Origin of the sequence: Photobacterium sp. DA100 (assembly GCF_029223585.1) — a bacterium.
GTDB lineage: Bacteria > Pseudomonadota > Gammaproteobacteria > Enterobacterales > Vibrionaceae > Photobacterium.
In genome coordinates this window covers 726,986-739,648 of record NZ_CP119423.1, presented here as the reverse complement: position 1 = coordinate 739,648, position 12,663 = coordinate 726,986, and the positions used below count along the sequence as shown (strand labels likewise).

The following is a 12,663-nucleotide window of genomic DNA, read 5'->3' as shown; positions in this document are numbered from 1 at the left end:
TCGACTATGCCCAGCACCCCCCTTCGCATTCTAATCACCGGCTGCAGCAGCGGCATCGGTTACTACTGTGCCAAAGCTCTGCACCAGCAAGGCCACCAGGTTATCGCCAGTTGCCGCCGACAGAGCGATGTCGAAAAGTTAAACCAAGAAGGCTTGCCTTGCGTTAGGATCGACATGGATAACGAAGCCTCCATTGAACAGGGCTTTGCCGCCGCCCTCGCCATCACCGGCGGCAGCTTGGACATACTGTTCAACAACGCAGCCTACGGCCAACCCGGCGCACTCGAAGATCTGCCAACCCATGCCCTGCGCCAGCAATTTGAAAGCAACCTGTTCGGCTGGCACCACCTGACAAGGCTGGTGATCCCTGTGATGCTGGCACAAGGCCGCGGGAAAATCGTCCAGAACAGCTCGGTACTGGGCCTGGTGGCAATGAAATACCGCGGTGCCTACAACGCCAGCAAATTCGCCCTGGAAGGCTATACCGATACCCTTCGCCTCGAGCTCGCCAACACCCCCATAAAAGTCAGCTTGATCGAACCCGGCCCTATCGAAAGCCAGTTCCGGGCCAATGCCAAGGCAAAATTCGAGCAGCATATCGATATGCCACGCTCACGCCACTTGGCCAGCTACCAGAACACACTCGACCGGCTCGGCAAAGCCTCACCATTGAGCAAGTTCACCCTCGGCCCTGAAGCGGTTTTACAGCCCCTGCAATCCATTATGGCAACCGATGAACCAAAGGCACGATATTATGTTACCCAGCCAACGTACATTTTCGGCTTCCTACGGTGCATTTTACCTACCCGTCTGCTCGATTCATTGTTAATAAAAAGTGACTAATTCGTCGAAAAGCCGGATAGAACGGCGAAGACGTCGAACCAACGGTGTTTGAAAATCAAACAGTAAAACAAAACACTTACAACTTATCGGGATCAAAAAAACACCACTGACAAGAAACAAACCTTGAAAAACACTGAATAGCTGAGCGGAAGTACGGTTTTAGCCAAAAAAAGCAAGAAATGTAATATTTGTGTCACACTGCACAGTTAAGCTTGCAGTGTAAATTGAAGGTTGTTCCCTACCAGTCCTTCTTGTCCCAATAACCGTTCCGCGACAGAAAAGAAAAAAGGTGTGACGATGACATTGCGCCAAATAAATATCCTGTGTGTGTGCGTGACGCTCGCACTGCTGTTAACCTTTCAATAAAAATGGAGAGCGAGGCTCTCCTTTTTTATTGCTCCCAGCGCTATCTTCCCGCCGCTCTCCCTTGAAAATGCTTGGCTTTCCCCCCATAACTATGACAACGAAGAAATTTATGGCCTATGCGCTTTTTCAGAAGTCCAGGGAGTGAAGATAAACCCATGTATGACCAACTAGCCATCGAACTGAACGAACAGAATCTGCAGCAGGTGATCGAGCAATCGATGCAAACCCCTGTGGTGATCAGCTTCTGGGCCCCGTCCATGCCTGAAACGGCTGAAGTGAATCAAATTTTGGAAAAGCTGGCAGCGTCTTATCACGGCCAGGTCACTCTGGCGACCCTGGACTGTGAATCCCAGCCAATGGTCGCCGGCCAATTTGGTGTGCGTAGCCTGCCAACCGTCGCCGTATTCAAAAATGGCCAGCCGGTTGATGGTGCCGCAGGCCCACAAACGGAGCAAAGCCTGGCCGAGATGCTGGCCAAGCACCTGCCGAGCCAGGAGGAGCTAGCCCTCAAGGCCGCCCTGGAGCAAGTTGACAACCAACAGTACAACGAAGCCCTGCCGGTACTGCGTGAGCTGGCGGCGAAATTCGCCCAGAACAGCGTGATCAATTTGGCGATGGCAGAATGCCTGCTCGGTACGTCCCAGTACGATGAAGCACAGACCCTGCTTGCCACTATCCCGATGCAAGATCAGGATGCCAAGTACAAAGGACTGATGGCAAAACTGGAACTGCACCAGCAAGCGAGCGATTCGCCGGAAATCCGATTGCTGGAGGAAAAACTGGCGGCGGAGCCTGGCAACAATGAGATTGCCTATGAGCTTGCCGTACAGTACAGCCAGGTTGAGCGCGCAGAGGAAGCCCTAGAGCTACTGATCAACCTGCTGCGCAAAGACATGAACTTTGCCGATGGCGGAGCCAAGAAAACCATGATGGATATTCTGGCTGCGCTAGGCCAAGGCAATGCCGTGGCCAGCAAATACCGCCGTCAGCTCTACTCACTGCTTTACTAAGCACAGCCGTCAGCGGACTGACCATCACGACAAGGCAGGGCTCTCCTGCCTTTTCTTTTGTTCGCGCTTGCTCTGTCTTATCTAGCGGTGACGGCACAGGCCTTCAATAATTGGGCAACTCGCCCCTTCATCGCCCGGGCACTGTTTGGTTAACGCCTCCAGCGTCTGCTTCATCTCAAGCAGCTCTTTGATTTTCTCGTCGATTTCCAGCAGCTTTTGCTCGGCTTTGGCTTTGACGTCGGCACTGCGCCGCTGCGGATCACGAGAAAAGGCCAGTAGCTCACGGCCTTCATCGAGCGTAAAGCCAACCAAGCGCGAGCGCCGAATAAGATGCAGCTCATCGATATGCTTGGCACTGTACTGGCGATAGCCATTCGCCGCTCGGCCCGGCGGCGAGATAATACCTTTATCCTCATAAAAACGGATCGTCTTGGTTGTCAGCCCAGTTTGCTGAGCCACTTCACTGATATTCATACTCAGCCTTACAGTTAATGGAAGGTTATACTTGTTAGTATTCTCTTTTATCGCCCTAGTATCAAGCCTATTATTGCTTCTCTCGATAGCCGTCAAAATGTATTGACCTTCCAGTTGATGGAAGCTTTATGATGAGTTTAAGTGAATAAAACCGTATCACCAGTAAGGCTTCAATATGGTCGAGTTAACCCTGCCGCTGAAGAAGGTGCGCTGTATGAACTGCGCCAATAAAATCAAAGCGGCCCTCACTGCACTACCGGGTGTTGAATCCGTTGATGTCAATACCGAACAAGCCACCCTGCGGGGAACGTTTACCCCACAGGCGGCCGTCGATACTATTACCCAGCTCGGGTATGAAGCTGGTTATCAGTACCAGCTTCCACTGGCGGGCCTGTCCTGCGGCAAATGTGTCCGCAAGGTCAAGGATGCGCTGGACGGGCACCCTGACATTTTCTTTGCGGATGTCAGCAAAACCGCGCTTAACGCCAGTGGCACCCTGCCCGAACCGCAACTAATCGAGCTCATTGAGTCGCTCGGCTACAGCGTACCGGCCTACAGCGCCTATGAGCTGTCCCTGTCAGGGCTAAGTTGCGGAAAGTGTGTCGCCAAAGTTGAAGAGCTGCTGGCACAGCAAGCTGGCATCGACAGCTTTACCGTCAGTAAAACCCATGCCAGTGTGCGGACCACCCAGCCTCAAGCAACGGTCATCGCCTTGATTGAAGACGCTGGTTTTACTGCCTCACCGGCAACGGAACAAGCTGATACCAGCGAATCCGCTGCCAGCAGCACTGCGACCAATACTGCCACAGACGAGGTACCGGCAGAGCCGCTGAGCAGCGCAGGCGAACCGCAGGGCAGCAACATATCACAGCAATTTATTTTGTCAGGCATGACCTGCGCCAGCTGCGTCAGTTCGGTCGAGAAAGCCATCCTAAGCGTGCCCGGAGTGGTATCCACCAGCGTCAATTTGGCCGAGCGGACAGCCCTGGTTAGCGGTGATGCACAGAGCAGCCTCATTCTCCAGGCTGTTGCGGACGCCGGATACCAGGCCGAGTTGTCCGAAGACGAGCTGACACGCCGCCAGCGCCAGCAAGCGCAAAACGAGCAGGTATATCGCCAGCACATCAAAAATGCCTATATTGCACTGACTGTCGGAGGCCCTTTAATGGCTTGGGGCGTATTCGGCGGCAGCATGATGATCGTCTCCCGGGCTGACCAAATTGGCTGGGGGGCGATAGGGATCATCACCCTGATTTTACTTGCCACGGTGGGGAAGCACTTCTTCGTCAATGCCTGGAAAGCGTTCAAGCATCACCGGGCAACCATGGATACCCTGGTCGCTCTCGGTACCGGTGCGGCCTGGCTGTATTCAACCTTAGTGGTACTTGTGCCTGACTTATTGCCGATGCAAGCCCGCCATGTCTACTTCGAAGCCTCGGCGATGATTCTGGGCCTGATCACCCTCGGTCACGCCCTGGAAGCCCGGGCCCGAAGCCGAACCTCCAAAGCCCTCGAGCAACTGATGGACTTGCAACCGCCAACCGCTGTCATCGTTGACAACGGCGAAGAGCGTGAAGTGCCCCTTGCAGACGTTCGTACCGGCATGGTACTGCGCCTTCATCCCGGCGCCAAAGTGCCGGTCGATGGCACCATCCTCGAAGGTCAGAGCTATATCGATGAATCGATGCTGACCGGCGAGCCTATTCCGGCCAACAAGAAAGCGGGCGATACCCTTCACGCCGGTACCATCAACCAGCACGGCAGCCTACTGTTTACGGCAGAAAAAATCGGCCGCGATACCATGCTGGCAAGAATTATCGAGCTGGTACGCCAGGCGCAAAGCAGCAAACCCGCTTTAGCTCGGCTGGCCGATACCATTTCTGCCATTTTCGTGCCGGCGGTCATGATCATCGCCATCGTCACCGCCATGATCTGGTACTACTTCGGCCCAGAGCCCTCGTCGGTCTATATGCTAGTGACCGCCACAACAGTATTGATCATCGCCTGTCCTTGCGCCCTCGGCCTTGCCACGCCAATGTCGGTGACCGTCGGTGTCGGCCGCGCTGCTGAGTACGGCGTCTTGATCCGTAACGCCGAAGCCCTGCAAATTGCGGCCGATGTCGATACCGTGATACTGGATAAAACCGGTACCCTGACCGAAGGCAAGCCTGCGCTTATCAGCAGTGAGTGCTATAGCGGCTTCAACAAAGGCCAGCTGCTGACCCTGGCAGCCAGCCTCGAGCAAGGTTCCGAGCACCCCCTTGCAGCAGCGATTGTCAACGCCGCCAAAGCAGAAGCACTCAGCCTCGAGCCGCAGCAGCACTTCCGCGCGCAGCCTGGCTATGGCATCAGCGGCCAAGTACTGGGCCACACGGTACTGCTGGGTAACCAAAAGCTGATGGACCAGCACCGGGTAGATCTTTCTCCAGCCCTGCCAGCCACGGTTGATGCCAGCGTTCAGGGCGCAACCCCGATTTATGTGGCGGTCGACGGCCAACTTGCGGGCCTGCTGGCCGTCAGCGATCCCATCCGCCATGACTCGGTCTCTGCGATCAAGCGGATGCAAAAAATGGGGCTAGAGGTCATTATGCTAACCGGCGATATCCCGGCTACCGCCAATGCCATCGCCAAGCAGGCTGGCATTGCGCATGTTATTGCTGGTGTACTACCCGATGGCAAAGCCAGCGAAGTGGAGAGAATCCAGCAGCAGGGTAAGCGTGTTGCCATGGTCGGTGACGGTATCAATGATGCGCCCGCCCTGGCCCAGGCCGACATCGGTATCGCGATGGGCAGCGGCAGTGACGTGGCGATTGAGAGCGCTCAGCTCACCTTGGTGCGCCACTCCCTTCATGGCGTACCGGATGCCTTGCAGCTGTCAAAAGCGACTCTACGTAACATGAAGCAGAATCTATTCGGTGCCTTTATTTACAACACGCTGGGCATTCCCGTGGCCGCAGGGATCCTGTTCCCATTCACCGGTGCCCTGCTCAGCCCTGTCGTAGCCGGCGCTGCCATGGCACTGTCTTCGATCACCGTGGTGAGTAATGCTAACCGTCTAAGGCTATTCAAGCCGGACGGCGGCGACAGACAAGCCGCTCAGGCACAAACGGAGAACTAATATGGTTGCTATCATCGGCACGCTTGCCATTGCCTTTATTGTCTGGTGGTTCTGGTTACAACCAGCAAAAAAGGAACATTCAGCAAATAGCCCGGCAGCGAACAACCAACAGGCAAACAAATAGTTCGCCCAGTTGATGAATCCCCTGTCATGAGCTGATATAACTGCATAATAACGGGTTATATCAGCTCACAGGATCACTATGCTGAAATCGCTTTTCACCCGGGCAGCCTTGCTGCTGCCCTTTATGACTGCCAGCGTCGCTGCCGAACCTCTGGTTTGGCAGGCGCAAGATGCCAACCGGCAATTTATCATTCTCGGCTCCATCCATGCGGGCGACGACAACTTCTATCCTCTGCCAGCAGCCTTTACCACCCACTGGGACAGTGCCGATGCCCTCGTGGTTGAAGCCAATATCCTCAAACCCAGCTCGGCACGGCTCAACCCGGCAGTCGCCACTACTGCCCAGATGTTATCAGACGCTGAAAAACAATCTCTCGCGGCAACGGCCAAACAAGCCGATTTATCATCCTCGTCACTGCTCAGCTCCCCCCCCTGGCTAGCTGCTATCAGTTTACAGATGAAAATGGCCGAACAAGCTGGCCTCAGCCCAGACAGGGGGATTGATCTCACCCTTCTCAAGCGCGCCCGGGCCAGCCAACTGCCAATTCTCGAGCTGGAAAGCATCGAGCAACAGCTACGCTTGATGGAACAACTCGATGATCATGGCAAAGATCTCCTCATGGCCACTGTCAATGAGTGGGGAGAGATGACCGAGCAGCTCACTTGCCTGATCAACGCCTGGCAGGCCGGTGACCAACAGCAACTCGCCACCCTGTTTGATAACAGCCAGTACAATGACCAAACCGATGCCGCCCTGATCATCGAGCGCAACCACGATTGGGCCGCACAGCTGAGCCACGATCCAACTTATCAGCAGGGTAAGTTCTTAATTGTCGTTGGTGCCATGCACTTATTGGGACAGGAAGGGTTGCCAGCATTACTCAAGCAGGAAGGGTTTTCAATTAATCAGTTAAGCCAGAGCCGGCAGGTTAGCTGCGATTGATGCCAGCCCCAAGCGCCATAGGATTACAACCAAGCGGTACGGCCCAATAACGAAAAAAGCCCCAAACTACGCGTCCCGGACTTTCGCTGCAGGCTTTGAAGAGTGGTCGGTGAAGAGGGATTCGACGCGGCTGGGCTTCCAGACCCCGACCCTCTGGTCCGCTATTTGCCAGGAGCTGGAGATGCGAGACCAAACTAAGCTATTCAACAGCTGCAGAATCGAGTAGGAGGAGGCCTCGCGGCCTCCGTCCTCTCACACCACCGTACAAGCGTGGGTCGCATACGGCGGTTCCGAATATATTTTCAGTAACTCGTACCCATCTCGCAATGAGTACATGCCCATCTCCTTGAACCGTTTCGTTGGCATGGCCTGATTGAGCTGTGGCGATAAAGCCAAGTGCCACCATCCTTTCTCTGACATCGCTAGCTTCCACGCATTGCGTTCGCTTACGCCCTCTTGGCGTAACCATGACGCTATACTGTGTCTGCGTTTGCGCTGCTTGAGTCGATAGCACCGTAGGCGCCGCCTTATCCATTCATCTAAGCGCTGCATCGCGCTTTTCCGTATGGCAAGCTTGAAGTAGTGTTGCCATCCTCTTAGGTATTGAGTGAGTTCGACTATTACTGTCTTCAACTCTCGCCCTCGATTCCGCTTCGTTATTTGACGCACTCGCTTCTTCATATGAGTTTGTGCTCTCTTCGAGATATGGATAATTCCACCTCGTTGGAAGCGATGGCCTAGGTAAGTCCGCTCTGTCACTCTTGTTGCCGCACTTTTCTCACGGTTGACCGTGAGTTTCAGTTTCTGCTCCAAGAACTCCGTTATTGAGGCTTTTACTCGGTTCGCGGCTTCCTCACTGCCCACGTAGATTTGGCAGTCATCTGCATATCGGCAGAACTTATGCCCTCTTCGCTCAAGCTCTTTATCCAACTCATCTAATACGATATTTGATAGCAGCGGAGATAATGGTCCACCCTGTGGTGTCCCTCGTTGCCTCTGCTCGGCTAACCCGTTTCGCATTATGCCTGCCTGTAGGTATGACCTGACCAGCTTCAGTACCCGTTTGTCCGTGATATCCTCCGATAGCCTGTGCATCAGTCTATCGTGGTTCACGGTATCGAAGTATTTCGCTAGGTCAATGTCGACTACATAACCCCGCCCCTCCCTGATGTAGTGGCTTGCTGCCGCCAATGCATGGTGGGCACTACGGTTGGGCCTGAACCCGTAACTACTGTGGGAGAACTTCGGTTCATAGATATCTGTCAGTACTGAGGTGATAGCCTGTTGGACTATCCTATCAAGTACTGTTGGGATACCTAGTTGCCTAACTCCCCCGCTAGGTTTAGGGATTTCTACACCCAGAACAGGTTGGGGTTGATAGCTCCCATCCAGAAGGCTCTGGCGGAGCGCTTGCCCATTTGAAGACTGCCGAAGCATCGAGATAGTCGCTGTTATATCGAGTTTATCGACACCAGCACACCCTTTGTTCTTCTTCACTCTTCTCAGGGCTTGGTTCAGATTCGTTGATGAACAGATCTGCTCCATCAACTGAGTTGAGGTCACCAAGACTCGTCCTCCTGTCTACGCCGATCATGCTTGTCATTCTTCGTGGCCATGAGCGTCACTTGCGGTGTTGCCCATTGGTACGTAGAGATTTTGATCATCTTGCTATGACTCCACATGATTGAGTGTCTAGTGACTGCTTCTTGATATATTCAGTTCCGGCCTTCCCTTGGGTTGTACTTCCCCAAGGTACTATGCCTTCTGCTGACTTCTTATTTCCCATCACACAGCATCACTGCTGCATTAGTCTCGCCCGAGACAGGTAATAAGATCTCCCGAGGTAAGACGTTGTTCTTTCCCTTGGCTGTGCCTGATTTACCCGTACACACTTCCCGTCGAGGCATTGGGCTATTCTATATGTTGCTAGGTTACCCAAGTTGTACTGGCCTACTATCAGATTTCTGTTCGTCACGGCCAAGTTTTGCCATTTGCTTCCTTCAGATCCCGCCTCACGGTGGGCACCCTTGCATAGGCTAACGGTTCTCGCTCGACTGAGCCCGTAGAGGACTTTCACCTCCTAGAACAACGCCATGCTCGGCGCACAACGAAAAAAGCCTCAGTCTTTCGACTGAGGCTTTAAATAGTGGTCGGTGAAGAGGGATTCGAACCCCCGACCCTCTGGTCCCAAACCAGATGCGCTACCAAACTGCGCTATTCACCGACATTGTCAGCAGCATGCCATGCAGGCTTACCACTTGAATAAGTGGTCGGTGAAGAGGGATTCGAACCCCCGACCCTCTGGTCCCAAACCAGATGCGCTACCAAACTGCGCTATTCACCGACGTTGTCAGCAGCATGCCATACAGGCTTACCACTTGAATAAGTGGTCGGTGAAGAGGGATTCGACGCGGCTGGGCTTCCAGACCCCGCCCCTCTGGTCCGCTATTCCCAGAGCCTGAGATGCGTACCAAACTGCGCTATTCACCGACATTGTCAGCAGCATGCCATGCAGGCTTACCACTTGAATAAGTGGTCGGTGAAGAGGGATTCGAACCCCCGACCCTCTGGTCCCAAACCAGATGCGCTACCAAACTGCGCTATTCACCGACGTTGTCAGCAGCATGCCATACAGGCTTACCACTTGAATAAATGGTCGGCGAATAGGGATTCGACGCGGCTGGGCTTCCAGACCCCGCCCCTCTGGTCCGCTATTCCCAGAGCCTGAGATGCGTACCAAACTGCGCTATTCACCGACATAGCAGCACGCCATACAGGCATACCACTTTGAATAAGTGGTCGGTGAAGAGGGATTCGAACCCCCGACCCTCTGGTCCCAAACCAGATGCGCTACCAAACTGCGCTATTCACCGACGAGATAAGTAAAAAGCCTTTGAAACTCTTTACTTGAATCAGCTTCGTTGCTGAGGTGGCTTATAATACTCAGCCAAAGAATTTACGCAAGCAGAAAAACTCATTTTTAAAAAAAACCACTCCTAATTGCTCACAGAATTATCAACCACGGCGAAAAAGTGATCGCAACCGCACTAGCCAATACAAAGTTAACACAACCTGTAAACCATTGATCCAGATCATCACAACATTTTCGCTGCATTGTTTATCTTATCACCACTGTCCCACGACCTAGAGGAATACACATGGATTTCTGGCTAGATCTACTCTTTGGTAATGCCGTAGGCCTGTCGTCAATGATTGTTATCTTTGGCGCCCTGGGATTAATGTTATTTTTTGGCGGTTACTTTGTTTACAAAGCACTGTCAGCACCCTCTCCTCACTAGAGCCATTTCGCAATGTCATCTGCTTGCGCCAGGGTCCAAATTGTCGGTTGCGGCCCTGGATTTATTTTATCGCTCCGTGATCTGCATAACCGCATCGCCCAAAGCTCGCTCAAACATGCATCTTAGACGGACTTGGGTATATAATCGGGTTATATGCCTTCAACCCTGAAACACCATGTCAGAAAACGATGAATTAGATCTCTTCCGAGAGATGATGGCTGATGTTGCCCCTATCAAGCAGGACAAAGTCGAAGTTGCCCACAAGCACCAAGTTACCGAAGCCCAGCTAGCAAGACGCCTTGCCGCACAAACCCTATCCGACGGTGATCCCGAATATCTCTCGTTAGACTATGCCAAGATGGTCAAGCCTGACGACATGCTGGAGTTCAAACGTGACGGTGTGCAAGAAGGTGTTTTTCGCAAACTTCGTCTTGGTAAATACGATATCAACGCCCGGTTGGATCTCCACCGCAAGACCCTGAAAGAAGCACGGGACGAAGTAGTTAATTTTCTCCGTCAATGCCAGCGAATGGACATCCGCACTGTCATTATCGTCCATGGCAAAGGGGAGAAATCCAATCCACCGGCAATGATGAAAAGCTATGTCGCCACCTGGCTGGAGCAAATCTCTGATGTGATGTGCTTCCACTCGGCCCTACGCCAACACGGCGGCAACGGTGCACTCTATGTCATGCTGAAAAAGAGCCCAGAGCGAAAGCTGGAAAACCGCGAACGCCATAGCAAGCGTCAGGGCTAACACTCACACTGGCCACAATAAAAGAGGAGCCTCTGGCTCCTCTTTGGGATCATTCCACCTCTTATGTCACCGGCACTACGCCTGAATGACCACCCGCATTGCAAGCAGGATCAGCACCACACCAGACAGCCTGTCGATCAGCTGCGCCTTGGTCCTTAACTTCTCGAGCACTTTCGGGTTCGACAATACAAAGGCAATCAGGGTATACCACAACCCATCCACCAAAAGTGGTGTGGCTACGATAACGGCGCGGCTGCTGAATTCCGTCCCCACCGCCACAAACTGGCTGAACAACGCAAGGAAGAACAGGGCAAGCTTAGGGTTGAGCAGCGAGATCATCGCGCCGTCTCGGGCCGCTTCCACCAAGCTGGTTGATTGGCCCGCCGCCAATTTAGCCGCAACGCCGCCTTTGGATCGCAGGGCATTTATCCCAAGATAAGCAAGGTAACCAGCACCGGCATAAGTAATGACATTAAACAGGGTCGGTGACTGCTTGAGTACCACCGCAAGGCCCAGCAGGGTCACCAAGGCATAAACGCCCACACCAGCAGCATGAGCCCAAGACGTCACGACGCCGTGCAGACGGCCTCCCGCCAAACTGTGCTTGGCAACCACGGCCAAACTTGGACCCGGCGACATTGCCCCCAGCATGCATATCATGAGTAACGAGAGCCAAATACTGAATGTCATTGTTAGTTCCTATCCGCTAGAGCTTATTTTTTAATGTGATGCACAGACTCTAGCAAGTGAAGGTCATGCAAGGAAATCAAAAGAAATCATCATAGCTATGATTTTAGATCATCACCAAGCAATGGGCCCTAAATCGAATACATGGAGCTTTTCATCACGCTGAGCACCTGCTGGCGGAACCAGCGGTGGGCAGGGTCGCTGTCATAGCGAGGGTGCCACAGCAGCCAGTAGTTGTGCTGCGGCTTCGGGATAGGCAGGGGTTGGTAAGTGATCGCAAACCAAGCCTGCATATTGCGGGCTATGTGCTCTGGCAGCACCATCAACATATCGGTGCGCACCAAGGTTTGGAAAGCCGCACTGAAAAAAGGCACGGAGAATTGTACGTTACGGCTTAGACCCTGCGCTTTGAGCTCCCGCTCGACAAAGCTATCCTTGTCACCGCCCGCCGACACCCGCATGTGGGAGTATTCGACCAGTTGCGACAATGACAGGGAGGCCCGGTTGGCCAAAGGGTGCTGGTCACGCATCACGCATACCGGAAAATCAGATCCGATATGGGCACCGCACAAGCCCTCGGGGATCTGCGGCAGCATGGTCGATACCAGCTGAATATCCAAGTCAGCCAAATGCGATAAATACTCCGGAGACCAGAGCCGGTAGCTGATATTGACGTGCGGCGCCTGTTGCTGCACCCGCTCGACAATTTCAGGCAAGATGTACTGAGCAACATAATCGGAAGAGGCCAAAACCATCGGCCCGCTCCACTGCTGGGGAGAAAATGCCGGTTCATCCAGCAGCCCTTGGCAGCTGGCAAGGATCCCATCAACCCTCCCCTTCAACTGCAGTGCCTTGGGTGTGGGCAACAAACGGTTACCTTCTCTGACCAATAAAGGATCACCGAACAATTCACGCAGTTGGGTAAGCTGGCGACTGACAGCTGACTGCGTCAGGCACAGGCGTTCGGCGGTGCGGCTGACATGCGATTCTTCGAGCAACACCTGCAGGGTGCGCAGCAAATTCAAATTGATGTTTTGCACGGC

Annotated in this window: 11 protein-coding genes and 6 tRNA genes; 7 read left to right on the top strand and 10 right to left on the bottom strand. The window is 53.5% G+C overall.

Going from position 1 to position 12,663, the window contains the following annotated elements:
- The first annotated feature begins 6 nt into the window (after nt 1–6).
- Together PTW35_RS03860 and PTW35_RS03855 are read left to right on the top strand one after the other, a co-directional pair.
- Nucleotides 7–843 carry an SDR family oxidoreductase gene (locus PTW35_RS03860; RefSeq protein ID WP_281026578.1) on the top strand — a complete coding sequence of 279 codons (837 nt, stop codon included), beginning with the start codon at nt 7–9 and terminating at the stop codon, nt 841–843.
- Between the two features lie 521 nt (nt 844–1,364).
- Nucleotides 1,365–2,219, top strand: a complete 855-nt coding sequence (locus PTW35_RS03855; RefSeq protein WP_281026577.1) for a co-chaperone YbbN — start codon at nt 1,365–1,367, stop codon at nt 2,217–2,219.
- An 81-nt stretch (nt 2,220–2,300) separates the two neighbouring features.
- Here PTW35_RS03855 and cueR read toward each other — a convergent pair whose 3' ends face one another.
- A complete protein-coding gene (cueR, locus tag PTW35_RS03850) occupies nt 2,301–2,693 on the bottom strand; it encodes a Cu(I)-responsive transcriptional regulator (RefSeq protein WP_281026576.1) in 393 nt (130 codons plus the stop codon).
- 175 nt (nt 2,694–2,868) lie between these two features.
- On the opposite strand from cueR, the gene PTW35_RS03845 reads away from it, so the two are divergent.
- From PTW35_RS03845 to PTW35_RS03835, 3 genes are all read left to right on the top strand, one after another.
- Nucleotides 2,869–5,811 carry a copper-translocating P-type ATPase gene (locus tag PTW35_RS03845; RefSeq protein WP_281026575.1) on the top strand — a complete coding sequence of 981 codons (2,943 nt, stop codon included), beginning with the start codon at nt 2,869–2,871 and terminating at the stop codon, nt 5,809–5,811.
- A gap of 1 nt (nt 5,812) precedes the next feature.
- On the top strand, nt 5,813–5,935 hold the full coding sequence (locus tag PTW35_RS03840; protein ID WP_276329435.1) for a hypothetical protein: 123 nt from the start codon (nt 5,813–5,815) through the stop codon (nt 5,933–5,935).
- A gap of 78 nt (nt 5,936–6,013) precedes the next feature.
- Nucleotides 6,014–6,877: a TraB/GumN family protein gene (locus tag PTW35_RS03835; RefSeq protein ID WP_044622656.1), complete on the top strand. Its 864-nt coding sequence runs from the start codon at nt 6,014–6,016 to the stop codon at nt 6,875–6,877.
- A gap of 252 nt (nt 6,878–7,129) precedes the next feature.
- Here the strand turns inward: PTW35_RS03835 and ltrA are convergent, their stop codons facing one another.
- The 7 genes from ltrA to PTW35_RS03800 all read right to left on the bottom strand — a co-directional run bounded on the left by ltrA (nt 7,130) and on the right by PTW35_RS03800 (nt 9,750).
- Nucleotides 7,130–8,422, bottom strand: coding sequence for a group II intron reverse transcriptase/maturase (ltrA, locus tag PTW35_RS03830; RefSeq protein WP_348637733.1), 1,293 nt, complete (start codon nt 8,420–8,422; stop codon nt 7,130–7,132).
- 602 nt (nt 8,423–9,024) lie between these two features.
- A tRNA-Pro gene (locus PTW35_RS03825) sits at nt 9,025–9,101 on the bottom strand.
- Nucleotides 9,102–9,144: 43 nt separating this feature from the next.
- A tRNA-Pro gene (locus PTW35_RS03820) sits at nt 9,145–9,221 on the bottom strand.
- 43 nt (nt 9,222–9,264) lie between these two features.
- Nucleotides 9,265–9,367 (bottom strand) — tRNA-OTHER (locus tag PTW35_RS03815).
- Between the two features lie 43 nt (nt 9,368–9,410).
- A tRNA-Pro gene (locus tag PTW35_RS03810) sits at nt 9,411–9,487 on the bottom strand.
- A 43-nt stretch (nt 9,488–9,530) separates the two neighbouring features.
- Nucleotides 9,531–9,633 (bottom strand) — tRNA-OTHER (locus tag PTW35_RS03805).
- A 40-nt stretch (nt 9,634–9,673) separates the two neighbouring features.
- Nucleotides 9,674–9,750, bottom strand: a tRNA-Pro gene (locus PTW35_RS03800).
- Nucleotides 9,751–10,035: 285 nt separating this feature from the next.
- Here PTW35_RS03800 and PTW35_RS03795 point away from each other — a divergent pair.
- Together PTW35_RS03795 and smrA are read left to right on the top strand one after the other, a co-directional pair.
- Nucleotides 10,036–10,176 (top strand): DUF3149 domain-containing protein, encoded by a 141-nt coding sequence (locus PTW35_RS03795; RefSeq protein WP_039460702.1) that lies wholly within the window; start codon nt 10,036–10,038, stop codon nt 10,174–10,176.
- A 175-nt stretch (nt 10,177–10,351) separates the two neighbouring features.
- Complete coding sequence (gene smrA, locus PTW35_RS03790; RefSeq protein ID WP_044622655.1) at nt 10,352–10,933, top strand: DNA endonuclease SmrA; 582 nt, start codon at nt 10,352–10,354, stop codon at nt 10,931–10,933.
- A gap of 75 nt (nt 10,934–11,008) precedes the next feature.
- On the opposite strand, the gene PTW35_RS03785 is transcribed toward smrA, so the two are convergent.
- Nucleotides 11,009–11,623 carry a LysE family translocator gene (locus PTW35_RS03785; RefSeq protein WP_044622654.1) on the bottom strand — a complete coding sequence of 205 codons (615 nt, stop codon included), beginning with the start codon at nt 11,621–11,623 and terminating at the stop codon, nt 11,009–11,011.
- A 128-nt stretch (nt 11,624–11,751) separates the two neighbouring features.
- Nucleotides 11,752–12,660 (bottom strand): LysR family transcriptional regulator, encoded by a 909-nt coding sequence (locus tag PTW35_RS03780; RefSeq protein ID WP_281026574.1) that lies wholly within the window; start codon nt 12,658–12,660, stop codon nt 11,752–11,754.
- Nucleotides 12,661–12,663 lie beyond the last annotated feature (3 nt).

What these genes read in the sequence shown, in the direction of transcription:
- PTW35_RS03840 (WP_276329435.1), top strand. Translation starts at nt 5,813, where the DNA reads ATGGTTGCTATCATCGGCACGCTTGCCATTGCCTTTATTGTCTGGTGG.
- PTW35_RS03835 (WP_044622656.1), top strand. Translation starts at nt 6,014, where the DNA reads ATGCTGAAATCGCTTTTCACCCGGGCAGCCTTGCTGCTGCCCTTTATG.
- PTW35_RS03845 (WP_281026575.1), top strand. Translation starts at nt 2,869, where the DNA reads ATGGTCGAGTTAACCCTGCCGCTGAAGAAGGTGCGCTGTATGAACTGC.
- PTW35_RS03855 (WP_281026577.1), top strand. Translation starts at nt 1,365, where the DNA reads ATGTATGACCAACTAGCCATCGAACTGAACGAACAGAATCTGCAGCAG.
- PTW35_RS03785 (WP_044622654.1), bottom strand. Translation starts at nt 11,623, where the DNA reads ATGACATTCAGTATTTGGCTCTCGTTACTCATGATATGCATGCTGGGG.
- ltrA (WP_348637733.1), bottom strand. Translation starts at nt 8,422, where the DNA reads ATGGAGCAGATCTGTTCATCAACGAATCTGAACCAAGCCCTGAGAAGA.
- PTW35_RS03860 (WP_281026578.1), top strand. Translation starts at nt 7, where the DNA reads ATGCCCAGCACCCCCCTTCGCATTCTAATCACCGGCTGCAGCAGCGGC.
- cueR (WP_281026576.1), bottom strand. Translation starts at nt 2,693, where the DNA reads ATGAATATCAGTGAAGTGGCTCAGCAAACTGGGCTGACAACCAAGACG.
- PTW35_RS03795 (WP_039460702.1), top strand. Translation starts at nt 10,036, where the DNA reads ATGGATTTCTGGCTAGATCTACTCTTTGGTAATGCCGTAGGCCTGTCG.
- smrA (WP_044622655.1), top strand. Translation starts at nt 10,352, where the DNA reads ATGTCAGAAAACGATGAATTAGATCTCTTCCGAGAGATGATGGCTGAT.